The sequence below is a fragment of the Novipirellula methanifontis genome, from assembly GCF_052161655.1.
GTDB lineage: Bacteria > Planctomycetota > Planctomycetia > Pirellulales > Pirellulaceae > Novipirellula.
In genome coordinates, this window is record NZ_CP197418.1 from 2,540,151 (window position 1) to 2,565,249 (window position 25,099).

Sequence of the window (25,099 nt, forward strand, 5' to 3'; positions counted from 1 at the left end):
TGCAGGACATGCCCGTCACAAACTGTCACTCTAGTCTAACAGTCATTACTGCACGGGAGGGGCCATTAACGTTGCGTGACATCGGCGTCGTCTGTGGCGGACCACCATTGGTCCAGCAGAATGTTCAGTGCTGTGATGCGGTCCGCCTGAGCGGGATCGGCGGCCAGATTCGATCTCTCCTCGGGGTCGCTGGCGAGGTTGAACAAAGCCCGTGGCAAAGCGGGAGTCGCCGGGCCGGGAACCACCAATTTGAAATCGCCTTCTCGTACCCAGCGTCCGCGAACGTGTCGCGAGGGCTGGCCAAACGCAACAGCATCATTGGGGTAAATGGCGCCAAAGGCGGGACGTTCCGGCGGCGACTTTCCAGCGATTGCAGTCGGCATCAAATCCAAGCCACGCATGCGTGGAGTCACCTCGGCGGACAGACCAACTGCCGACAGCACCGTTGGCACCAGGTCGACGGTGCGAACAAGCGGTTGATACTCCGACGGCGGAACGTGGCCGTCCCAGCGAATCAGAATGGGTGTCCGAAGACCGTCCTCGTACTGCGAAAGCTTGGACCTAGCATCTTGCTGTTCATGCCGCTGCCGGTGAGGCCGGAGACCATTGTCCGAAGCAAATACCACAAGCGTATTGCTCAGCAAATCCTTTTTCCGCAAATGATCCAGCAGCGCTCCGATTGTCTCGTCGAATCTCGCAATCTCGGCATAGTAGGGCAAAAGATGCTCCGCCACATCCTTCCCATCGTACAACCGCCGGAATCGGTCCGGCGCGTCGTAGGGAGAGTGAGGCAGGAACGGTGCGTACCACACGAAAAAGGGTTGCCTTCCGGCATGCTCATCGACGAAGTCATAAATCGGTTGCATCGTTTCGCGACCGATGATCAAGCCAGCGTCACCGTTGCCATGAGCGACCCACTCGCCGCCGGATTGTTCGCGAGTGCCCGTGATGGGGCCGAGCCGATCGGCGGGGCGACCGAGTGTCATCCCATCCGTAAAACCGGCGGTTCGGTAATCACCCTCCCAGTGCTTGCCCGTTTGCAAACATGCGTAACCGTGCTGAGAGAGAATTCGAGGCAGCGTCGGCACTTGCTGAATCAGATAATCGCTGGTTGCCCGTGTCGCGTGGTACTCTGCCGCCGACATCGCCTGCATCGCACGCAGCCCCGGCGGTGGATGATTGAAATGAATGCCGTGCTGATGGGGATAAAGGCCGGTCAGCAGAGTCGCCAACGATGGCCGACAGACGCTCATGGGGACATAGCCGTTGACGTAACGTGCTGAACTCGCAGCCAATCGATCCAGATGCGGCGTGTGCACAATCGCATTGCCCATAAAGCCGAAATCGCGATACGACTGATCGTCAGCGAGAATCATCACCACATTCGGACGCTCTGCTGCAGACAGCACATTCAACTGGCAGCAACACCCGATCAACATACTTAGCCAGCACAAAAGCCGGGTCGCTTGGCGAAATAAGACGCGGCGACATGTGGCAGTGGTCGCGTGCTTTGCAGAAGTGCCGCTCTCTACCGAAAAGTTGCCTTGGTGATGGCAGGAATCGCGAAACTCGTAAGAGCACGGTATTGAGTTTGTCATGCAACGCTGTGTCGGCAACTTGATTTCCTCCGCCGAGACAAGCTCGGGCGGAAGGATTTTTGTTCACGCCATGCGAGGGTTGTAGTCCCGAAAGTCTTGACGACTTCCGCTACGGACAACAAAAGTCTTCGCGACTTTCGCTACGGAATAATCTGCGACTAAACCAATGTTTCAAGCAAGCGGCGGAGCTTTCTTAGTTCGACGCGATGATCGAGCCCCTCGATCGGTGACATGTGTACGGTCAGGGCTCGGTCGTACTTCTCGCGTTCCAACTGTGTGACGAGCTTGCCATAGTCGACCTCGCCTTGGCCGACGCTAACTTGGAAAGCATCGGGACGAGTGTCGCGAAGATGCACATTGCAGACAAACTTCAGAATCTTGTCCACGTTCTTCGTGTTCGCTTTGCCCGCGATATAAACGCTGGGGTCAAATGTCACGCCAAGTCCGTCGACGTTGTTGCACAACACCATCAGCGTATCGGGGTCTTCGCTCAGGCAACCCAATTGGCAGCGGACCGCCACCCGGACGCCTTCGGTTTCTGCAACCTTGACGAGCTTCTGCAGATGTTCGACTTCTTCGTTGAACGGTGTCCCGAGTTCGGCCGAAGGAACCGTGATGTTGACGACCTTGGTCGCTTTGGCGATACGGCAAATTTCTTTAAAATCGGCGTAGTGCTGTTCGCCGGTTGATGCGAGCTGGACGCTGTATCCCGAAATGTCCATGCGATGCGAGCTTCGCAAAATCTGAGCCGCCCGATCGACATCGGTCACCAGCTCGCTGGGTTTGATTTTTCCCGATTCGTGAAGCGAGATTTCGACTGCAGTGAACTCCAAATCTTGAAGTACTTCGATCGCTTCACGCAATTCCATCTCAGGCCAACATTCAGTTGAAGCAGCGACAATCATAAGAGCATCCTATCCCGTTGTTCTATCAAGAGCGATTTAACGCGTTGTATTTTCGTTTTTCACAGCTTACCTAGAAAACGTGGTTCAGCAAAACCCCGTTCGCCGCCAGGGAGCGATGCTTCTAAGAATTGCGGTGTTTCTTGAGTGATTCGCTGACTCGCTTCAAAATCACGCGATCTTCGTGGCTGAGCGAATCGGGACCATGCTCATGCAGTCGTTCAAGGATCGAATCGAGTTTAGCGGCATCCACCGCTTCGCTATGCTCACGTTGAAATGCCCGTTTGACGCGTCGTCGTGCAAACCATCCTCGAATGCTATCGCTCAACCCAGACGTTGGCTGCAGTTCCTCGTCGTCAATCTCTGCCTCATCGGACTCCGAAAGCGAATCGATTAATTGTCTGGATCTGCCCACGCTCGCCGATCGTGCCAATGCAAATGCTAGCAACATGAAAAAGGGCCAGCGTGGCAAGATCAAAGGATTATCGAAACGCAGCGTTGCAATCGCGACGCCGATCATCAGGATGCTGACGCCAAGCAGCATGCGGTGCAACAAGATAGCTGCGGCCGACTGAGTTAGCTTGGGTCCCACCAGCACGATCAAGGATGCAATCAAATGTCTTCCCAAGGTCATCCGCAATGGGTACAGCTGCCCCACCGCTTGGAGCCAGAAAAGCCAGCCGGAAAAGTTCAGCATCGAATCCGACGGTGTAGCTCCAAATCCTGGAATCGCAAAAAATCCGATCTCGGCGTTAGCCGCGGCACCACCGCCAGACGACTTCGCCAACGCAATCAGCACAGCTCCAATGACAACGAGAGTCACGAGCGTGGTCAGTGCAGCCGCGGTCGTTCGCTTGGCCGACATTGCGGATTGATGCCATCCAACACCAACCAAACTAAATGAAAGCACCACGTCGCGGCGAATCGCGAACGCCGCGTAGATTACTGCTTGGATGCTCCAACCCGCGATCCACACTGCGACGGCGAGCAGGGATGCGAGGGTGAGGTCGCGGTTTCCCGCTCCGGTTCCCAAGATGGCGATCACTCCCGCGATCGCGGCGGTGGCAAACAGCACCCAATAGGACAATGCCAACCGTCGGCCAAATACCTTGCCAATCGGCACCGACGCGTGGGGCAACTCGGTCGCCACCGGTTCCGTATCGCCGTTAGGGTAGGGGGCCATCTTTGGCATCAGTAAATATTCGCACTCAAACTTGTATTGGTTTTGACTAAGCAGTTAGGCAGGAATCATTGGGTGATATCCCGTTAGCCGTTTGGGCGCTAGCCCCGGTTCAGCGCCGCAACCGTGGCTAGCGCCAAAACGGCCAATTTACTGAAAGACTCCTGCCTAACTGCTTAACTCTGTTCGTTTCGTTTTCGCAATGGGTTCGCGAAGCCGAGTTACTTTTCTTCGTCTTTTGTCTTGCTCTTGGGCGGTTCACTCACTTCTTGACCAATCGCAAACGCCAACCGGCCAATCATTGCAAAGTAAACAAACGCCATCGCAACAGTCAAAAAGATGCCACCGACTGCGGCAACCGGAGAAGGCATTGTGGAGGAGACGGCATAGGTCAAGAAAAGTGCGAAAAACATAATGGCCGCAGTGAAATAAAGGCCGCCCCATGCCTCTTGAGCTCGCGTCACGCTACGTGCGACCTCGGCGGAAAACGGCGTCAGCGGACTGTTAGCATCCAGCATCGACAACAACACAAAAGGAAAAAACGTGTACAACGACAACATCGTGAGCGCGGCTGTAATCAAGGATTGGCCGAACACAAACTGGGCGACGCCGTAGACAGGGATAATCGCGAACCCCGCGGCTGAAAACACGACGATTAGGTTTTCAAGCCAACCCATCGGATCAAACACAGGCCACTCACTGACCTTGTCTTCCCCGTTGGCAATGGATTGCAATATCGCGTAGCCACAGCTGACAACCACCACCCCGAACACGATTCCTGCGGGGACCAAGGCAATCTGTAGAACACGAACCTCTGACGCCAAGACAACGATCGCTGGCACGGATGCGACAAGAGATAGCGCTACCCAGTGTGCGAGCACCCCGACGTCGCGAAAGATGCCGAAGATACTGGTCAACCATCCGCTGATGCTGGGAATGTCTTCGTCATATTTTTGGACGGTCGCTTCGACTCGCGATGCCTCGTCAAGTAACTGTTGCGCTGATTTACGGTAGGGATCGGATCGTCGATCGGACGACGAAACCTGGGAAGCCTCGAACGCAAACGTCGCGGCGTTTTCAATGTCGATCACGACTTTTTTGGGCACGCGTGGCGGCTGGCGAACACGAATGGGCGAATGGCAATCGTTGCACGTGATCGTCTTTCCCGCTTGGCTAGCCTGGACCATTCGCTGTGATCCGCAGGTCAGACATTGCACGCGGTATTCGGTGGCATATTCGACAGGCGTCTTTTTTGTTCCTAGTTCTGCTGCGAGGTCCATCTCGTCGTCAACGATATTCTCGTCGCCAAGTTCGATCACTTCATCGTCGCCACCGGACGGTACCGGTACTGGTACTGGGCGAGGCGTTCCGACGGGTGGTTTTGATAAAGGCGGGCGAAGCCCGTAAGAATCACCGCTCCCATTTCCCCCGGCCTTTGGCTTAGGCACCGATTCGATCGCAGAGGTAAATTCATCCAATTCGGAAGTGAACTCGGCTAGCAGTGCGTCTTCCTCGGGCGAGACCGATCGAGGTGGCTGCGATTTCCCGCTCGGCGCGGGTTTCGGGGATGTTCCGCCAGCAGCCGACGGACGCGGCAACGCGTCGGACGATGGACGGGCGGAGGAGGGCAAAGGAGGGCTGAGTTCCGCGGTTTCAAGCGTTGACGGCTTGTTTGTGGGGACGGGATCGGTGTCCAAAGTCAACCAATCATCGGCATCGTCGGATGCCGTCGCGCTCAGTCCCGGCGCCAGAAACGCCTGAGCGCAATGAGGGCAAGAAACTCGCAGTCCTGCCGAACTATCGGGAACCGATACCGGCTTGCTACAGCGAGGGCAAATTAGAGATAAGGGCATTGAACACACTGAGCGTGGGCCGGGGGGCGTAAAGAGGGATTCGGAAGGGACGTATTGGATCGAAGCCCGTCCTCTCATTCTATCCTCCGAATCCGCTCAATTCGCGTGGGTCGCCGTTATTTTGCTGGGATCGCGATAGCAGATTCGACTCCATTTGCTTCCGAAGTTCGGGCGGCAGCCCAAAATATTCACATTCGCAGCGGCACACTGCGAGCCCAATGCCATCTACGATCGCAGCGTCGGCGCCGCGTGCCGTCCGGCAGCAGCAAATAAAAACGTTCGAATTAGACCGGGCGGCTTGCGGGCTGTTGATTTAGTGAGCCGTGACGCGTGAGCGGCCGGGTTCCACTCATTACCCGGTGCCTTACGGCCCACGGCTCACTACTACGGTTTACATTTCGATTAAATCAACAGCCCGCAAGCCGCACCGTTACTAAAATCCGACCACTACTGAAACCCAACAAAATTTCGCTGGCATCAGCCGAAAACCCGCAGATGCTAGCTGTCGAGCACTTCGGACTCGCGATTCTTCGCGAGTTCGGCCGCTTGCGCTTCGAATTTCTTGGTCAATTCTTGGACCTCTTCCTTCAAGCGATCGCGATCATCTTCGGAAATTTCTTTCGCCTTTTCCGAGTTATCAATTGCCTTATTAGCATCGCGACGAATGTTGCGAATCGAGACCTTGGATTCTTCGGACAATTCCTTGATCCGCGCGACCATTTTCTTTCGCACTTCGGTGGATAGCGGTGGCACGTTCAGGCGAATGATGCGTCCGTCGTTTTGCGGGTTCAGACCCAAGTCGCCAGCAACGATTGCCTTTTCAATTTCTTTGATCGTGGCAGCGTCGTAGGGGCGAATCACAATTTGCTGAGGTTCGGGCGTTCCGATCGAAGCAAGCTGCTTTAGCGGAGTTGACGAACCATAAACATCAACTTTCAAAGAGTCCACCAAGCCGGGGTTCGCACGTCCAGTGCGGATTCCGGACAAGTTATGGCTGAGAACGGAGATCGCTTTATCCATTCGTTCTTCGGCATCGAGAAGTACATCATCGCTGGACATCTTGCATCCTTGGGAATTGAGTAACGGGGAAGATTAGGGTTTGTAAAGTGAATCTGCTGCGGCGCCTACTTAATCTTTTCAGGGCCAATCCATGTCCCGACGTTTTCGCCGGAGATTGCTCGAACGATGTTTCCGTTCTTTTTGAAATTAAAGACGACGATTGGCTTTTTGTGTTCGCTGCACAATGCGATCGCGGTCGCGTCCATCACGCGTAAGTTCTTTTCCATGACTTCGGCATAGGTCAACGACTCGTAAAGCACAGCGTGCGGATTTTTTTCGGGGTCGTCGCTGTAGACACCATCGACGCGAGTGGCTTTGAGCACCACGTCGGCTTCGATCTCGAGCGCTCGCTGAGCCGCGGCGGTGTCGGTGGTCACAAACGGGTTGCCGATGCCGGCTGCAAGGATCACGACTCGCCCATGTGTCAAATGACGCAGTGCTCGGCGGCGAATGAACGTCTCGGCAATTTTGTCCGTTGGAATCGCCGACATCACGCGAGTCTGCAACCCGTGAGCTTCCAATGCATCTTGCATGGCAAGCGAATTGATAATCGTGGCCAGCATCCCCATGTAATGAGCGGTCGCTTCGTGGACCATCGAGTTGCTGCCGGAGAATTGAGCTCCGCGGAGAATGTTGCCGCCACCGATGACGATTGCAATTTGGCAGCCGGTGTCGTGGGCCAGTTTAATTTGTCGGGCAATTTCGCCCGACTCTTCACCGCTGATTCCTCGTCCGCCGGAGTCAGCGAGACTTTCGCCGCTAAGTTTTAAAACAACGCGTTTGTAGTGCAGGGGAGCTTTGGCGTCGGAGCCATCCGACTGGGGAGCGTCAGACATGGTGTTGGAGACTTTCGCGTTTGGAAATGCGGTGACGGTTGGAGACCGTGAGTTGTTGATTTTGGATGGCTGGAAACGCAATGATCACGATTTTGCTGGTGCCATCATACCTGAAAGTATACGAAAAAACCTCGCCGGTCCGATGGGGGACAAGCGAGGTTATCGCGGTTTGCAGTCGCCACCGCAGCGGTGGCTGAAAAGCCCGGGTTACGCGTCGACTTTTTCGCCGACAACCCAGTGCCAGTAATTTTTGACGGTCATGCCGTTGGCTTTGGCGTATTCGCCAACCGATTGCTTGTCGTCTTTGACAAACGGTTGCTCAAGCAAGCAACGTTCGGCATAGAACTTTTGCATCCGGCCATCGACCATTTTTTCGGCGATGTTTTGTGGTTTGCCTTCAGCGATCGCTGCTTCTAGAAGCACTTCACGCTCGCTGGCAACCACTGCTGGATCGATCGAGTCTTTGCTCAAGCTTTCCGGTCGCATCGCGGCGATATGCATCGAAACATCTTTCGCTGCATCGTCGTTGCCACCTTCGATTTCGACCAAAACGCCCGCGGTCGTTCCCGCGTGGTGCATGTAGCCGCCACAGGTGCTTTCGACGCGAATCATACGGCCAACTTTGAAGACTTCGCGGATGCGATTGAACATGTCTTCTTTCTGAGTCGCCAAGGTGGTGCCTGGTTGCGAAGGCGAGTCTTGGGCAAGCAATTCCTCAGCGTTCGCAGCACCGGGGCCGGTCGCGTATTGCTGAGCCAAGTCCGCAGCCAATTGAATGAACTGCTCGTTTGTGGTCACGGGAGCACTTTCGCACAACAGTTCAACCATCGCACCGACTTTTTTGTCAGTGCCGATATAAAGACCGAAACGACCAAACGCAGTTTCACGATCGCTACGCTTGTCTTCGAGAGCTTTGCCCTTCTTGCGAAGGAGCTCAACCGCCTTTTCTTCGTCGCCACCGGCTTCGGTCAACGCTTTTTTGCAGTCCATCATCGGCAATCCCGTACGCTCACGGAACGCCTTCACCGCTGCCGCAGTGATATCAGCCATCTCTTCATCTCCAACGTATAAAAAACAGTTTGTATTGAGGCTTGCAACTTTTCGGTGAGAGAATCATCTCTCCTATACCGGCAAGCTTTGGGCTCACGCCATTTTTGATCAAGCGACTTTGGGCTCGAATCGAGATTGTTTCAATTTGTTAATCATCCCTACTTAGAACCTTTGCCTCTGTGGAAAGGTTCGCAGGGAAAGCGGTCAAGGCTTTCGCAATCAAGCTACGTATCGCGAAACGCTCGTGTGCTTCGCGAGCAGCGATGAAAATGATCGCCTTACCGGAGAGCGAGGGGATCTTGTGAAAAAGCACCCGCACCCCGGGGAGGCCAATGATTTGGTCCTCCCCCAAAAATCATCTCGAAAAACCTAGCCTTCGGTAGCTGGCGTTTCAGTCGCTTCGGACTGAGTCGCTGCAGCAACCATTTCAGCTTCGGTGCCAGTTGGCTTGGTTTGCTGAGGCTGTGGGCTGCTTTCGGTCGCCGATTGCCCCTTGCCCGCGATGACCGCGTCGGCAAGTTGCTTCATGATCAATTCGATGCTGCGGATACCATCGTCGTTGCCGGGAATTGGCAAGTCGATTTGTGATGGATCGCTATCGGTATCGATCAAAGCGACGGTGGTGATGCCCAGTCGTTTTGCTTCGCGAACCGCATTGCGTTCTTTGCCTGGGTCAACGATGAACAAGCACTCGGGCAAGCGATTCATGGTCCGCAGACCGTTCAGGTTGCGGTACATTTTGCGATGTTCGCGGTTCAGTGCCGATTGCATCTTCTTGCTGTAGTTATCCATCGCGCCGGTGGTGCGCATGTTTTCCAATTCTTCCAAACGGCCAAGACGGCTGCGAATGGTGCGGAAGTTGGTCAACGTACCACCAAGCCAACGTTCGCTGACGAAAGGCATTCCGCAGCGAAGCGATTGCTCTTCGAGTGCTTCGCCTGCTTGTCGCTTGGTACCAACGAACAAAATCAGGCTGCCGCCAGCGGCAACTTGGCTGAGGTATTTTTTAGCTCGCAACAAACCGCGAAGTGTTTCGCGGATGTCCATGATGTGAATCTGGTTTTTGCGGCCGAAGATGTACGGAGCCATCTTCGGATTCCACAGGCTCGTGCGGTGACCAAAATGGACACCGGCTTCGATCATTTCTTGAACAATTGGACTTGATGGAGCGGACATTGTGTGAAAATTTTCCTTTTCAGTAGTGGACCGTCTGCGGGCTACGAGAATCGTTAGCGAAGGTTCGCCAAACGAATTCCAGGGCATTCGAGTTGCACATTTCAGTGGCAACCACACACGCCCTTCGTCCCATCTTGCAAGCGGCAAAACAAGTTAAGAAAGCTGCGGAGAGACAGTCGCCGCAGCTAAGCGAAGTGCGGAGATTAGTCGAATCCAGGCATTTCAGCAAGGGATAGCTATTATCGACGCAATGTGCAGAGAAATTGCAGTCATTCCGAAAGGGGATGGCGGCAAAATGTCGCTGCTGAGAACTCGTTTTCTGCTTTTCTGTCTTATTTTCAGAGAAAGCATCGAGGTGGACATTACGTTTCGATGCCCAAAATATAGAATTCGGATAAGTTTGCGAATCCGAATGATCGATACAAACATTATATCTTCACTCAACACATCCATTCCCAATGGAGGTGCGTTTCTACGCATCCAGCGAAGCTCATGACGGCCTCTCCGACCACCTTAAAAAACGTCTCTACCGTTTCCGGCATCACCGTTCGTCTTGCAGGCGACTCCGGCGACGGGATGCAGCTACTCGGCACCCAGTTGACCAACACCAGTGCGTTGGCGGGGAATGACGTGGCCACCTTCCCCGATTTCCCGGCGGAAATCCGCGCTCCGCGAGGAACACGTGCCGGGGTTAGCGGTTTCCAAGTCCGCTTTGCCAGCGAAGAAATCTTCACGCCAGGCGATTACCTCGATGCTCTCGTGGTCATGAATCCGGCTGCGATGGTCACTAATTTAGGTGATTTGCGCAAAGGCGGCATTCTGATCGCAAACGAAGACGGCTTCAACGAGAAGGAATTCAAGCTCGCCAAAGTTGAATCCAACCCGTTGGACGCTAGTGTGATTGAAGAGGTCTATCGTGTGATCAAGGTGCCGATGACCGCACTGACACGCGAGGCCGTTGCGGCTCATGGTTTGGGCCAAAAGATCGCGGACCGCTGCAAGAACTTTTTTGCCATGGGGCTGGTTTACTGGCTATTTGGACGTTCGCTCGACCCTACGCTGCGTTTCATTGAAGACAAATTCGGCAAAAAGCCCGATATCGCGGCGGCAAACGTTTCTGCCTTGCGAGCCGGTTGGGCTTACGGTGAAACAACCGAGGCGTTCGGCGAAAGCTATCAAGTTGAGGCTGCAGAGCTCGAAAAAGGCACCTATCGCAACATGATGGGCAATCAAGCACTCGCTTGGGGGTTGGTCGCTGCATCGAAGCTAAGTGGCAAGGACATGTTCTACGGAACGTATCCAATCACGCCTGCGAGTGACATCTTGCACGAAGTGACACGCTTCAAGAACTTCGGCGTGCGGACATTCCAAGCCGAAGACGAGATCGCAGCGGTCTGTGCCACGATCGGAGCCGCGTTTGGTGGAACGATGGCGGTCACCGCGAGCAGCGGTCCCGGTATCGCGCTGAAAGCCGAAGCGATGGGCCTTGGAATGATGCTCGAATTGCCCATGATCGTGATCAACGTTCAACGCGGTGGACCGAGCACGGGGCTGCCCACGAAGACCGAGCAAAGCGATTTACTGCAATGCATGTTTGGCCGTAATGGCGAGTCACCGCTGCCGATTCTGGCACCGCGTTCGCCTGGCGATTGCTTTGACGTTGCGGTCGAAGCGTGGCGAATTGCGACCGAGTGCATGTGCCCCGTTGTGATCCTGTCGGACGGTTACATTGCCAATGGCAGCGAGCCGTGGAAGATTCCGGATATTGCGAAGTTGCCAAAAATTGTCATCACGCATCCCGAGAAATCCGATTCGGACGAGCCGTTCATGCCGTATGCTCGTGACGAGAACTTGGCTCGTCCGTGGGCGATTCCCGGAACTGAGGGGCTGATGCACCGCCTCGGTGGGCTCGAAAAAGAAGATGGAACCGGGAATGTCAGCTACGATCCTGTAAACCATCAACACATGACCGACACGCGAGCGGCGAAGGTCAATCGGATCGCCGAGCGAATTCCCGACCAAGAGGTCTACGGGGAAACCAGTGGCGACGTATTGGTGATCTCGTGGGGCGGAACGTACGGTTCGTGTCACACGGCGGTTCGCACTTGCCGCAACGCAGGCCACTCAGTCAGCCACGCACATTTGCGTTACTTGAATCCAATGCCCAAGAACTTGGGTGAGTTGATGAAGGGATTCAATAAGGTCGTCGTGCCGGAGCTGAACACAGGACAGTTGCGAATGCTGCTGCGAGCGAAGTATTTGGTTGATTGCATCGGCGTCAATAAAGTCCAAGGAAAGCCGTTTGCAGTTAGCGAGTTGGTCGAAGCGATTGAAGAGCATGTTTCGACTGCGAAAGGTGGCAAATCCAAAGCGGACGTGCGAAGCAAGGCGGGTTAACGGGAATTACCTTCTCGCTGATCCCACTGTTTCACACATCAAAACACTCAATTCAAATCGTTGTCAAATGAACCTTCCTGTTTTAAAAGCTACCGACTTTGCTTCGGACCAAGATGTTCGCTGGTGCCCTGGATGTGGTGACTATTCGATCTTGGCTCAGATGAAAAAGGTGCTCCCCGAGTTGGGCGTGCCACGTGAAAAGACTGTATTCATCAGCGGTATCGGCTGCAGTAGCCGATTTCCGTATTACATGAACACGTACGGAATGCACAGCATCCACGGTCGTGCCCCCACGTTTGCGACGGGGCTGAAATCAACGCGACCTGACTTGATGGTGTGGGTTATCACCGGCGACGGAGATGCGTTGTCGATCGGTGGCAACCACTTTATTCATTGCCTGCGTCGTAACCTCGACATCAACATTGTGCTGTTCAATAACCGAATTTATGGTTTGACCAAGGGCCAATACAGCCCGACCAGCACCGAGGGCCAGATCACCAAGAGCACTCCGATGGGCTCGATTGACCATCCGCTGCATCCGTTGTCCGTCGCGTTGGCGGCTGAGGCAACCTTTGTTGCGCGAAGTATCGATGCTCACGTCAAACACCTTGGCGAGACGCTAAAGCGTGCTGCCCAGCACAAGGGAACTTCGCTTGTCGAGGTTTACCAGAACTGCAACGTGTTCAATGACGGCGCGATGGCGTACGCCCAGGAAAAAAAGCAGCGAGTCGAAAACGTGGTCGAACTCGAACACGGCAAGCCGCTGATCTTCGGTGCCAACAGTGACAAGGCAGTGCGGTTAGTCGGCAATCATCTTGAAGTCGTGAACGTGGCCGATGTGCCAGCGGACGACTTGCTGATTCATGACGAAAAGGAAATGAATCCTTCGATCCAAATGATGCTAGCTCGGATGCGTTACCCTGAGATGCCTGAACCGATCGGCGTGCTGCGAGCCGTCGAAGGGATCGCGACTTACAACGATCAGATCAATGACCAGGTGACTCTCGCCAAGCAGAAAAAGGGCGAGGGAGACTTACAGGCCCTCTTCAATTCGGGCGATACCTGGGAAGTCGCTTAAGGCTGTGGAGGCGGTTCTGCCACAGCTCTCTCTCTATCCGTTGCAACTCTTAATTTGGAATTTGATATGCCCCGCGGAAAAACTTATTCGGACGTCTCCAAGGCCATCGGTGATACCCCGATGATCCAGATCAATCGCCTGGTTCCTGCGGGTGGAGCGACCGTGTTCGCGAAATGCGAGTTTTTTCAGCCGCTTAATAGCGTGAAAGACCGTATCGGCGTGGCGATGATCGAAGCGGGAGAACGCGACGGCAAGATCAACAAAGATACGCACATCATCGAACCGACCAGTGGAAACACTGGGATCGCCTTGGCGTTCGTTTGTGCAGCCAAAGGCTACAAGTTGACACTGACCATGCCCGAATCGATGTCTGTCGAGCGTCGAGCGCTGCTTCGTGCGATGGGCGCCACATTGGTCCTGACTCCTGCCGCCGAAGGCATGAAAGGGGCGATCAACAAGGCAAGTGAATTGGTCAGCGAAGGTAGCAACGCCTACATGCCACAGCAGTTTGAAAATCCTGCGAACCCTGCGATTCACGAAGCCACCACCGGCCCCGAGATTTGGGCAGACAGCGGCCAGAACATTGACGTTCTTGTTGCGGGCGTTGGCACCGGCGGAACGATCACGGGAGCAGCACGCTACCTAAAAAAACAGAACCCGAACTTCAAAGCAATCGCCGTCGAGCCGATTCATTCGGCCGTGATCAGCGGTGCTGACCCTGGAAAACACCGCATTCAAGGGATCGGCGCTGGCTTTATCCCCAAAAACCTCGACACCTCGATTGTCGACGACATTGTAAAGGTCGATGACGAAGACGCGTTCGAGTGGGGCCGTCGACTAGCCAAAGAAGAAGGAATCGTGGCAGGGATCAGCAGCGGCGCGAACATGTGGGCTGCGGCTCAAGTCGCCGCGCGTCCCGAAATGAAGGGCAAGCGGATCGTCACAATCATGTGCAGCCTGGGCGAACGCTACCTTAGCACGCCACTGTTCGGCGACCTTGGAATGTAGTTCCGCAGGGCTCTGCTGCTATTCTTAGTCGCGATAGCGACGGCAGGCGATAGCCCCGGACGTCAGTCCGGGGACGACGTCGCCCCCACGCAACCAAGTCGCGAAGCGACGACAGGTGTCGATCCCGGTGATTCATTCGCGTGTACGTCCGCGGTTCCTGTCGTCGCGTTGCGACTCGCGTTCGCTTTGTTTTCCAAAACCCCGGACTGGCGTCCGGGGCTATTAGATGTCGTCACTTCGTGACTAACCATTCGCGAAAAGCTGGAACAAAATGGACGGTCGAAACGTTTTGTCAATAACAATTCTTAGCAGATCAGACTAGCGACGTCGGCTCACGTTAGTGCCAATACTGATGGCGCTGCTATCTGCACCGCAGCTCTATCTCGGTCGCAAAAATACGCCAGCGCAAAAAAGAGGGCCCAGGTCTTTGCCCCCCGTTGCGACGAATCACGTTGGATCGCCACTGAGCTAAAGACCTAGGCCCGAATGCGGTACCAGAATGCCAATCAGCGGTTTGCCCCACACGAATGGTGTGCCGATTTGCCCTCTAATAAGATTTCCTATCGGAATTATTTTGCTGGGCGGTTGACTCCGATTGCAAAAAAAATTCGCGACTTTTAGTTACATCGCTGCGCAACAAGCCATCAGCGATTGCCATTCTTTCCACTGCACGTCTTGGCATTTCGCGTATTCGTCTTCCGCACCTCGTGTGGCGTTGGCACAGGCGTCGACAAAGTCCTCGCCGCTGCGGTAGTCGCTGCCGCAGATTTCGGCAAGCTGTGTGATCACTGGATGCTTGCCAACACGACGAAACCAGTATTTCGCATTACTGAAATCGCCTTCGCGTCGATGCATGATTCCATGCCAGAAACTACCCTCTTTTTCGTCAATATCCTGGCTAATTCGATGACTGCGGTCCAAATCGCCCGCCAACAGCCAAAGACCGCTGGTGCATAATTGGGTGCCGAGCGGCGTTTCCGCGTTAATGCACTTGTCGATGTCGGCTTTGCGGAGCAAGGATTCGAGGGCTGCCGCCCCTTCCCCCCTGCTGCGGGATCCATCAGCCAAGTCAGGCAACGGCGCGTTTTGAATCGCCTCGGTTAGATCGCTAGAGAAATTTGAGAAAGCTTTCACGCAAAAAGAGTCCAAGTTTGGCAAAACGTCGACCTCGGTTTCGTTCAAATTGAATTGGATTTTGGGGATGAACAATCCCCAGCAAGGCTACCGGGCCGCCGTCTGGATTGCTAGACTGCGACACGGCGATGACGGCAACTTATTACAATGGCCTTCATCGTAAATTCCCTCTTCGCTTCGCTCCTGCCCCCTGCAGAGACCTGATGACTAACGGCGACAATCCGACTTCCGACCTTCCTGTTTCTGACGCATCCGCTGCATCGTCCCCCGAAGGGGCCGATCCCAAGCCCGCAACACCGGAGGCTGCCGCATCGGCAAGCCCCACCGAGCCTGCTGCGGGTTCGGCCGACACAACCGCTGAAAAGGCATCGGCCGAGGCTCCCGCCAGCAATCCAGAAACGCCAGCGACTCCCGCATCCCCCGCTGCAGCTCCTTTGGCCACAAATCCATCGGCTGGGGCAGTTCGTGGTGCAGGTCCACTGGCGTCACGTGGCCTTGGTGTAGCCAAGCCAGCCTCGCCATCGGTGTCGCCCGAGAAGCTTGCGGCTGCAACGGCCGCCGCTGCGAAGAAACCGAAAAAGAAACCCAAAGATCGCACACCACGATTGCCTGGCGATGACCTGTCAAAACCAGCCGCATCATCTGCCCCCGCAGCGGCCAAGAAAGTCGCTGTCCCCAATCGTCGCGACTCGCTGTCGGCGGACCTGCAAGCCGAACTCGACGCCGAACTCGGTTTGGCTGATGTCGAAGCAATCTTAGGCGGCAACGCCGGCATGCCCGACCGCAAGGCGCCTCTCGAGGAAGGGGCTCGTGTTCACGGCCGCGTACTAAAGATCCATGAAGATACCGTCTTCGTCGCCCTTGGCGGCCCTGATGAAGGTGTGGTGCCGTTTGAGCAATTTACTGGCGAAGAACCCAAGCCAAATGACAATATCGAAGTCATCGTGCGAGGCTTCAATCGCGAAGATGGCTTGTACGTTCTGACGCTGCCAGGAGCAGCGGTCGAAGTCAATGACTGGGAAGATATTGCCGAAGGCACAGTGGTCGAAGCCGTCGTGACTGGCCACAACACCGGCGGACTGGAGTGCAAAGTCGGCAGCATGCGGGCCTTTATGCCGATCAGCCAAGTCACAGAATTCCGCGTCGAAGACCTCTCTGAATTCGTCGACCAAAAACTCGTTTGCATCGTCACGGAATCGAACGAGAGCCGTGGCAACCTTGTACTTAGCCGCCGAGCGGTACTTGAACGTGAACGAGAAGAAAAACGCAAAGAGCAGCTCGAGAAAATCGAAGTCGGCGATACCATGGAAGGCATCGTTCGCAACGTCAAAGATTTTGGTGCGTTCGTCGACCTTGGTGGACTCGAAGGTCTGATCCATGTCAGCAAGCTAAGCTGGGAACGGATCAAACATCCAAGCGAAGTGATCCAAGAGGGCCAGATGGTGAAGGTCACCATCGACAAAATCGACAAAGAATCGGGAAAGATCGGCCTGTCCTATCGCGATTTGCTTGAAAACCCATGGGACACCGCCGAAGCGTCCTTCGCGGTCGGCACCATCCACAAGGGAACCGTGACACGAACCGCACCCTTCGGCTGCTTTGTCCGCCTGACCGCAGGCGTCGAAGGATTGGTTCACATCAGCGAACTGGCGCACCACCGCGTCTCGAAGGTCGATGCCTTTGTTAGCGAAGGTCAAGAAGTCGAAGTCAAGATCCTGAGCTTTGACCGCGATTCACAAAAGGTCGGCCTTTCGATTAAAGCAGCCCAAGCCGTGGCGGCCGATGCCGATGCCAAACCGGATGCAGAAGAGGACGAGCCTCAACGTGAAGTCGCAATCAAGCCGACTCACCAAGGCCCTCTTCGTGGCGGTAACAATACCGACACCGGCGGCGAGCGATTTGGTTTGCGTTGGTAGTGACTAGCAGCTCAGCCGAATGATTTAAGCAATGCGACGGACTTCTTCAGTCCGTCGCATTTTTTGTTGATGCCATTGCAATACTTCGCCGATCGGATCAACCTAAAAAAGCATTGCTCGGCCCGTCACTCAATGTGACGCCAACTAAGCAGATCAATATAAGCCATTCCATATAATGATCTGAGCCGACGGCGCTAGCCGCGGGCATGTTTCCTGCAATATTGACGGGCCCGCGGCTAGCGCCGTCGGCTCACAAAAGCATCGACGTTTCACCGGTATATACCGAACGACCTTCCTACTTCACGACGCCTTCGATCACGCCGCAGTGCACTAACGTCGGAACCTTGGCCTTCGTCGTCAGCCCCGCTTCGGTCATCCAAGACCGATATTCCGCTTCGCTATACGCACGGCCTTCGGTCAACGAGAACAAGGCTGCGGAATATAGGGCGATTGGCAACGGCCCATCGTGCGAATCATTTAAAAACACATCGTGAATGAACAATCGGCCGCCAGGCTTCAACGTACGAATGCAGCGATTGATTAACTCCTTGCACTCGGGGATGTCCCAGTCGTGCAAAATGTTTGATAACAGCACCGCATCGACGTTTTGTGGCAAGGGATCCGTAAACATGTTCCCCGGATGCAGCTCAACTCGGTCGCTCACGCCGTACGTTTCGGCGAACTCTTTAGCGACTTTCAGCACGTCGGGCCGATCAAAAACGACGGCTCGCAGCTGAGGATGCTTTTGCAGCAAGGCATAGCTATAGATGCCGGTGCCGCCGCCCAGATCCAAAATTGTTTTGGCGTCGTCGATCGGCAGAACCGCGGCAAGCGCTGGAGCCACATTTTTGGCCCGCCCGGCAAGTGCCAAGGTGAAGTGCCGCGCCGATGCTTCTGCATCCATCGCGGACTTTGCTCCATCGCGATAGATAAACGCCGTTCCCGAATCGTCGTCGGACCCCAGCGGTTTGTTGTTTTTCAAAAGGTGAACCATCGACATCACCCCGGGGCCTTGAGCAGCAAGTGACAAATAGTCGCCACAATCCAGGCGTGCTCCAGGGACGAGGTGCTCGGACGCAATCGAAGTCAAATTGAGCTTTCCGTCTCGCTCTTCGAGCAACTCCATCGCACGCAATGCGGTTATCAGCACGTTCGTCGGCCGTGGTTGAAGCCCAAGCTCCTTGCCAAGCTCGTCAATGCTCATCGGGCATTTTGCAAGACGCCCAAACAGATCGAAATGAGCAACGGCGGCAGTTAGCAGCTCGGAGCCATAACTGCCGCGAAAGAGTTCAAAGATCGGTGTGGGGTCAACAAGCGGTGGCTGAATCGCGGATTCATGCATGAGCGGCAATCTAGCAGGAAATGTGTGAGTGGCTTAGAGGGTATCCGAAAAGGGGTCTGACCCTTTGCGAGTCGTTTTTGTTGAGTTTTTTGCCTCGCCGGAGAGGGTCAGCCCCCTTTTCGGATACCCTCTTAACGAGAAGACTCCGGTGACACGAAGTAGCTATCGAGCATCGGCTTTGCCAAGTAACGACGTCCCCAGATCATCAAAAAGAGTTTTATTAAAAACCAACCGATGAAAAACACCATTCCGACGACGACGCCGATCGTGGAGAACCAAGCCACCGTTTCGCCTCCCATGGGGCCGCCCTGGGCGTTGGCAATCTTCTGCATGTACTCTTTGGTTACGGGGAAGATTTCGAATTGCATCAACGAGTAAGTCACAATTCGAACACATTCCAAGATGATCGCAACGAGCAAGGTTCGGCGAATCCAGGTCCGCCCCCATCGCTTTCTCTGCAGCAACCCGATACCTCCGGCAACGAGAGCCACGCCAAGAATGATCCCCAGGAACCCAATCAAGAGGTTGGGGATGTAGTACTTTGCGAAGATGGCCATCGTTTCACGCTGCATCTCGACCTGAATCTTGCCCGCTTCGCCTTGCGGGGTAAACATCGCGGCAAACCGCTGGGCAAATAGGGTGTTAGCGAGACTGCCAACCGAACTCAATCCGCCTAGAATCCCCGCAACGATGCAAACCACTGCAACGACTGTGATCCCCGTCGGGCGAACGGGGGAAACATCCTCAACGACAGGTGCCTGGACATAGGGATTCGAAACTGCTGGATCGCCAGTCGTTTCGGAGGGAGATTCACTCATGATTGTCGACTCTAGGGCGTGGGGGGCAAATGAACGATGGGGAATTGGCCAGCGGCTTTCGTTACGGCAGCGCCAAGAACGCTTGCTGGATCTCTCGAGCCGAGTGGCCTTTCTCTGCAAATCGAAACGCATCGGACACGGGACCGTTCAGCAGCACGATCAAGCCATAGATCGACAACGCGATCTGAGTGGGAGCACAGTAGCATGTCAGACACATCAGCATGCCTACACACAACGTCACGATTGCGAACGTGCGGCCCTGGAATTTCATTACACGCACTCCCGCCAAAATCGTGGCCACCGCGATTGCCAACACAAAAACCGCTCCCACGCCCAAACCAACCATCATCCACGTCTCCATCTCTTGAGGCATTGGCGGCGCGTTGCCTCCTTGCTTGGCTGCCTCCTCTCGCATGCTGCGGAACATGATAGGCATAAGAAACGCGTAGAATCCCAAGGCAAGGCTCATCAAGAGAATGAACACTCCTTGGACAATCATCAGTATTCCAAGGACCGGGATTTGACCGACCATTCCGCGAGACTGCACGTCCGACAAACGAACGGCGCCCGCGCCACCTGGACGTGATGCCGCCGGTGACGGCGTGTAGGGATTCGATTCACTCGCCGGGCGGGAGAACGGGTTTGGATCATCACTCATTGCTGTCTCGCAAGAAAATGGGTCGCTCGGAAAATGTCACGATCGAAGACTTTAAAAGATATCAGGTTCAGCCCCTGGTGTGCGACCGACCAAGAAATCGAAATCACATCCCTTGTCCGCCTGCATCACGTGTTTGGCGTACAGGTGCAGATAGCCACGACTCGCCAGTGGCTTTACTTCCGGCTGCTGCTGCGAACGCCGAGCGATCTCATCGTCGGACACATGCCAATGGATTCGGCGGCCTGGAATGTCGATTTCAATCTCGTCGCCTGTTTGCACAAGTGCCAAAGGGCCGCCAGCCGCACTCTCGGGTGCAATATGAAGGACACAGGTTCCGTAGCTTGTGCCGCTCATCCGTGCGTCACTGATTCGCACCATGTCACGCACCCCTTCCTGCAGCAACTTTTTGGGAATGGGTAGCATTCCCCATTCGGGAAATCCGGGCGCGCCGAGCGGGCCGGCGCTGCGCAAGATCAATACGCTGTCGGCCGTCACGTTCAGCTCCGGATCATGGATCCGCTCTTTCATTTCGGCGTAGTTGTCGAAAACCACCGCAGCACCACGATGGCACTGCAAGCGAGGTTCGGCCGCGAGCGCCTTGATGACACAGCCGCTCGGCGCCAAGTTGCCTCGTAGCACCGAGGTTCCGCCAGCCGCAGACAACGGTTTTTTACGCGACCGAATGACGTCATCGTCGATCACTTCGGCATCCGCAATCTGATCGCCGAGACTCAAACCGCTAACCGTTTGGCACGACGTGTCGATCAAATCACCAAGCTCCTTCAAAAGTGCTTGTAATCCACCGGCATGGTAAAAATCTTCCATCAAGTATTTGCCGGCTGGACGAAGATTCCCGAGCACCGGAGTGATCCGCGAGAGCTCGTCAAACCGTTCCAGCGTCAAGTCGATTCCCATTCGGCCAGCGATCGCGATCAAATGCACAATCGCATTGGTACTGCCTCCGATCGCCAGCGAAGTGACGACTCCGTTTTGGATCGAACGCTCCGTTAAAAAGCTCGACGGCGTGCGTTTCTCCCAAGCCATCTCGACTGCTTGCCGTCCTGTGGCAACGGCGAGTCGCGAATGCTCGGCCACCACTGCGGGTACGTTTGCGGCACCCCGCAGAGTAAACCCGAGCGATTCGGCGATGCACGCCATTGTGCTTGCCGTTCCCATGGTCATACACGTCCCGGCGGACGGCGCGATGCAATTCTCGATGCAATTCCAGTCTCGGTCGCAAAGGTTACCGGCCAGTCGTTCGTCCCAGTACTTCCACACATCGCTGCCGCTGCCCAACGTGACGTCTTTCCATCTTGCCTTTAGCATCGGCCCAGCGGGCAAAAAGACGGAGGGGACATCCGCGCTGATCGCTCCCATCAGCATCGCAGGAACGGTTTTGTCGCAACCGCCCATCAGCACAGCAGCATCGATCGGGTGACACCTCAAAACCTCTTCGACCTCCATCGCCAACATATTGCGATAGAGCATCGTGGTCGGCTTCATCATCATTTCGCCAAGCGACATCACCGGCACTTCGACCGGAAAGCCACCGCTCTGCAAAATTCCGCGACGCACTTCGTCCGCTCGGTTGCGAAAATGCGAATGGCATGTGTTCAGATCGCTCCAAGTATTCAGGATCGCGACGACCGGGCGGCCTTGATAATCGATGTCGTCAAAGCCCATTCCCTTCAATCGCGAACGATGTCCAAACGATCGCATGTCATCGGGGCCGAACCAACGGTAAGAGCGAAGCGTTTTGGGATCACGATTTTTCGCAGGATCGGCAGGATGATTCGGTTGGTTCATGGGGAAATAGATCGATTCGGAAGGAAGGGTAAGCGAGTGGGATACGAGGGGGTCGCCAAGGCAGAATGCTCGCTGCGAAGCGCGTCATTGCCCATAATTTACCAGTTCGACGAGCAATCACGGCATTGTCGCGGTCACCACCCCCGGTTTGATTTCAGCAAACAACCGCAACGCTGAAATGCTATCACGTGAACCCGGTTTGGTTTAGGCAAGTGTAGGCATTTTGTCACTTGCAGAATTACGCTGGCGCGTTGTTTGCGTTGAGGAGAACTGTCGCTATTGTTCATACAGATTCCCTTCTGAAACACTCTGTTCCATTCAAAATCCAAACGGTTGACCAGATACCCCTGCAGGGGTACCCTGTTAGCCTTCGAGAGCCTGCATTGCGAAAACGCAGCGTCGACCATACAGCTTTTCACGATTCTCTGGGCGTTTGACCCTCCGAGTGGTCGATATCATCAATAGGCGATCCGCCATTAGTCACTTTGGTTCTAAACTGATTTGCTATGTTCAAACACACTGCCCAAACGGCGCTCGCCCGTATTTTCGCATCCTTTTTTTCTGCCCCACTTGGCCGACAAACGCCAAGGGTGGTGCGGCAAAGACGAGGGGGTGCGGTACAACGTCCGATCCGATATCAGACTCTCGAGGATCGTCGGTTACTGGTGGCCGAAGGGGATCCGTTTGAGATCGTTCGTAATGTGGATACTACGGGCCTGCTCGGCAACATCTCCGCTCAAGTCCGCTGGGGCGATGGCACCCAAACTGCCGCTGCGGTCAATTCGCAGCCAGCGACGGGCGGGTTGAAAATTCGCTTTGACTATTCACTGGATACTTCGGACTTTTTTTCAGGAGAAAATCTATCCCGACGCGCACTTCTGCAAGCTGCCGCAGATTCAATCGTTCGCCGTTTTTCGGATGAGCTAGATGCTATCAATCCGAATCCAGGGGGAAAATTAGAATGGATTGCCAATTTCACGAATCCATCCACTGGTAATTCGACGGTCAACAACGACGGCACAGCACGCGACATCGAGGCTAAAAACTTGACGGTCAACGCGAACGAACTTGTGATATTCGTGGGTGCCCGCGACTTGGCTGGCTTCGAGCGGGGGCGTGGCGGACCAGGTGGGTACCGGCTGGTCAATCCAGGTCTCGTAACGCCAGCGGAACTTGCGAGTTTCAATGCATTTCAAGACACAGTTATCTTTCGTGGCGAGGCCGGAGCGAAAGCATCGCCGCCAACCGATTTCGGGCCGTGGGGCGGATCCGTTGCTTTTGATAACAACGGAACCAATTGGTACTTCAATAAAGACATCAGCGGCATTCAGCCCGGGCAAACCGATTTCATTACCGTCGCGATGCACGAATTAACACACGTGTTAGGATTCGGCAACGCGGGGATCAACAAGTCCTGGGCCACCTTTACCAACGGAAATTCCTTTACCGGTGCAAAAGCGAACGCGGCTTACGTTGGAACCAGCAATCCGCCGCTGAATCAAAGCTTTCACTGGGCGGATTCGATCTTAAACACGGACAATCAAGCGACGCTGATGCGAAGCTCGCTCAACAACAACGAGCGACAACCGATCACATCACTCGACGTTGCTGCGCTCGACGATATCGGTTGGACGCTGGTGGGATCGACCGTTACGGTCACCGCCAATCATGTATACGGTGACAATGGAAGTTTTCCCGTGGAAATCGTCTTGACCGGTAGCGGCCTGGGTGAGCTTATCATCCCCGTCACTACCGCATCGGTCACCAACGTCAAACCGACGCTCACTGTCGCTTCGAACCAAAATGTGGTCGTTAACTCGCCCCTTTCGATCACCGACATCGGGTCAATCTCGGATCCGTCTAGCAGCGAAACGTTTAGCTACACGGTCAATTGGGGTGACGGAAGCGAGGTTGATTCCGGTATTGCTACGATCGATCAGACTGGCAATGCCACCCGCCCCACGCTGGCGTCCTTTAACGGCACTCACACTTATTCAACGGTGGGTAGCTTTACCGTCCGCGTTCGCGTGGATGACGGTGATGGAGGCAACGACGAGAAAACGTTTACCGTTTCCGTGACGGCGCCGCCGAAGTTGTCACTCGCCCTGAACAAGTCGTCGATTGTCGAGAATGCGGGTGCCGCTGCCGCAGAGCTAACCATCACGCGGTCGGGGCCTGTGTCGAGCAGCCCCTTCACTGTCCAGTTGAAATCAAGTGACACGACCGAGGCCACGATCCCGGCAACGGCAATCATTCCCGCCAATGCAACCTCGGTCAAAGTTGCAGTCGCTGCGGTGGATGACGCTTTGCTCGACGGAGACCAAACGCTCGAATTGTCTGCTTCGGGCACGGGTGTTGACCCGGGAGTGATCGATTTGCTCGTCAAAGATCACGAAACACTTGCTGCAATTTTCACTGCGGAAACGGTCCGCGAAGACGCCGCCTCCAATGCCGTGCAGTTGCGGATTACCCGTAGCAATAGCAACACATCCCAAGCGTTGCCTATCCAGGTTTCCGGTGGCAATGCGAGTGAGCTTGGTTTCGACGGTGACTTTACCATCCCCGCAAATCAAACCAGTGTGCTGATCGGTTTGGTTCCCGTGAACGACACCGATCCGGAACAGACTGAGAAATTAAGCTACACCTTCTCCGCGAGTGGCTACGTTTCGGCTTCGGCGAGCATCGATTTGGTTGATGACGAACCGCCTTTGTTCCAAAATTCGCTAAATCGATTTGATGTGGATTCCAGCGGCAAAGTCACCGCTAGTGATGCACTTGCGATTATCAATGCGTTGCAATTTCGAATTGCAAGCTCCACGTTGGACCCTAGCAAGGAGCAACCTAGCGGGGATTTGTATTACGACGTCAACGGCGACTACCGGATCACGCCACTCGATGCTTTGATTGTCATCAACGAACTGAATCGCATCGGCACTGGGCAAAGCGAGCAGCTAGGGGAGCGAAACCCCGTCATTTTTGCCCCTATTCAAGTGGATGCATTCATACGTGATAATGATGACGAGAAAAACCAGGCCATCGACGCAGAGGGCTTGTTGTTCTAGTTTTCGCCATCGCGAAGAAAGTGCAGCGAGCGGTAACAGGCGTCACGCCACCCGCATTCCCATAACCTGCACCCCAACCATGATCTCGCTGATTATCTCTGTCTTTTCCCTGGTACTGATTCTGACCAGCATGGGGTTGCTGTGGTTTTGGTTTGTCCGAAGAGAAGACGATCCACGCGACAAATAACGCCGTTGAGAGAGCAACCGAAAAGGGGTCTGACCCTTT

18 protein-coding genes are annotated in these 25,099 nt (G+C 54.9%); 5 read left to right on the plus strand and 13 right to left on the minus strand.

Annotation, left to right across the window (positions count from 1 at the left end; genetic code table 11):
• Positions 1-65 precede the first annotated feature (65 nt).
• The 8 genes from SH528x_RS08915 to rpsB all read right to left on the minus strand — a co-directional run bounded on the left by SH528x_RS08915 (position 66) and on the right by rpsB (position 9,654).
• Positions 66-1,598 (minus strand): sulfatase-like hydrolase/transferase, encoded by a 1,533-nt coding sequence (locus SH528x_RS08915; RefSeq protein WP_442510175.1) that lies wholly within the window; start codon positions 1,596-1,598, stop codon positions 66-68.
• A 158-nt stretch (positions 1,599-1,756) separates the two neighbouring features.
• On the minus strand, positions 1,757-2,503 hold the full coding sequence (locus tag SH528x_RS08920; protein WP_442510176.1) for a sugar phosphate isomerase/epimerase family protein: 747 nt from the start codon (positions 2,501-2,503) through the stop codon (positions 1,757-1,759).
• Between the two features lie 121 nt (positions 2,504-2,624).
• Positions 2,625-3,692, minus strand: a complete 1,068-nt coding sequence (locus SH528x_RS08925; protein WP_442510177.1) for a hypothetical protein — start codon at positions 3,690-3,692, stop codon at positions 2,625-2,627.
• 209 nt (positions 3,693-3,901) lie between these two features.
• Positions 3,902-5,533, minus strand: a complete 1,632-nt coding sequence (locus SH528x_RS08930; protein ID WP_442510178.1) for a hypothetical protein — start codon at positions 5,531-5,533, stop codon at positions 3,902-3,904.
• 498 nt (positions 5,534-6,031) lie between these two features.
• Entirely contained in the window at positions 6,032-6,592 is a 561-nt protein-coding gene (gene frr, locus SH528x_RS08935; protein WP_442510179.1) for a ribosome recycling factor, read from the minus strand.
• Positions 6,593-6,657: 65 nt separating this feature from the next.
• On the minus strand, positions 6,658-7,428 hold the full coding sequence (gene pyrH, locus SH528x_RS08940) for a UMP kinase (RefSeq protein ID WP_442510180.1): 771 nt from the start codon (positions 7,426-7,428) through the stop codon (positions 6,658-6,660).
• A gap of 207 nt (positions 7,429-7,635) precedes the next feature.
• Complete coding sequence (gene tsf / locus SH528x_RS08945; protein ID WP_442510181.1) at positions 7,636-8,478, minus strand: translation elongation factor Ts; 843 nt, start codon at positions 8,476-8,478, stop codon at positions 7,636-7,638.
• Between the two features lie 369 nt (positions 8,479-8,847).
• Positions 8,848-9,654 (minus strand): 30S ribosomal protein S2, encoded by an 807-nt coding sequence (rpsB, locus tag SH528x_RS08950; RefSeq protein WP_442510182.1) that lies wholly within the window; start codon positions 9,652-9,654, stop codon positions 8,848-8,850.
• Positions 9,655-10,146: 492 nt separating this feature from the next.
• Here rpsB and SH528x_RS08955 point away from each other — a divergent pair, with 492 nt between their 5' ends.
• From SH528x_RS08955 to cysK, 3 genes are all read left to right on the plus strand, one after another.
• Complete coding sequence (locus tag SH528x_RS08955; RefSeq protein ID WP_442510183.1) at positions 10,147-12,051, plus strand: 2-oxoacid:acceptor oxidoreductase subunit alpha; 1,905 nt, start codon at positions 10,147-10,149, stop codon at positions 12,049-12,051.
• A 67-nt stretch (positions 12,052-12,118) separates the two neighbouring features.
• The gene (locus SH528x_RS08960; RefSeq protein WP_442510184.1) at positions 12,119-13,129 is read left to right on the plus strand and encodes a 2-oxoacid:ferredoxin oxidoreductase subunit beta; all 1,011 of its coding nucleotides are present in this window, start codon (positions 12,119-12,121) and stop codon (positions 13,127-13,129) included.
• Positions 13,130-13,195: 66 nt separating this feature from the next.
• Positions 13,196-14,137: a cysteine synthase A gene (gene cysK, locus SH528x_RS08965; protein ID WP_442510185.1), complete on the plus strand. Its 942-nt coding sequence runs from the start codon at positions 13,196-13,198 to the stop codon at positions 14,135-14,137.
• Between the two features lie 621 nt (positions 14,138-14,758).
• On the opposite strand, the gene SH528x_RS08970 is transcribed toward cysK, so the two are convergent.
• Positions 14,759-15,271 (minus strand): hypothetical protein, encoded by a 513-nt coding sequence (locus SH528x_RS08970; RefSeq protein WP_442510186.1) that lies wholly within the window; start codon positions 15,269-15,271, stop codon positions 14,759-14,761.
• Between the two features lie 203 nt (positions 15,272-15,474).
• On the opposite strand from SH528x_RS08970, the gene SH528x_RS08975 reads away from it, so the two are divergent.
• Positions 15,475-17,187, plus strand: a complete 1,713-nt coding sequence (locus tag SH528x_RS08975) for a S1 RNA-binding domain-containing protein (RefSeq protein ID WP_442510187.1) — start codon at positions 15,475-15,477, stop codon at positions 17,185-17,187.
• A gap of 295 nt (positions 17,188-17,482) precedes the next feature.
• On the opposite strand, the gene SH528x_RS08980 is transcribed toward SH528x_RS08975, so the two are convergent.
• The 4 genes from SH528x_RS08980 to araD form a co-directional block, all read right to left on the minus strand.
• Positions 17,483-18,529, minus strand: coding sequence for a methyltransferase (locus SH528x_RS08980; RefSeq protein WP_442510188.1), 1,047 nt, complete (start codon positions 18,527-18,529; stop codon positions 17,483-17,485).
• A 131-nt stretch (positions 18,530-18,660) separates the two neighbouring features.
• A complete protein-coding gene (locus tag SH528x_RS08985) occupies positions 18,661-19,347 on the minus strand; it encodes a hypothetical protein (RefSeq protein WP_442510189.1) in 687 nt (228 codons plus the stop codon).
• Between the two features lie 61 nt (positions 19,348-19,408).
• Positions 19,409-20,005: a hypothetical protein gene (locus tag SH528x_RS08990; protein WP_442510190.1), complete on the minus strand. Its 597-nt coding sequence runs from the start codon at positions 20,003-20,005 to the stop codon at positions 19,409-19,411.
• 51 nt (positions 20,006-20,056) lie between these two features.
• Positions 20,057-21,811, minus strand: coding sequence for an L-arabinonate dehydratase (gene araD / locus SH528x_RS08995; RefSeq protein WP_442510191.1), 1,755 nt, complete (start codon positions 21,809-21,811; stop codon positions 20,057-20,059).
• Positions 21,812-22,317: 506 nt separating this feature from the next.
• On the opposite strand from araD, the gene SH528x_RS09000 reads away from it, so the two are divergent.
• On the plus strand, positions 22,318-24,873 hold the full coding sequence (locus tag SH528x_RS09000; protein WP_442510192.1) for a dockerin type I domain-containing protein: 2,556 nt from the start codon (positions 22,318-22,320) through the stop codon (positions 24,871-24,873).
• The last annotated feature ends 226 nt before the right edge of the window (positions 24,874-25,099 follow it).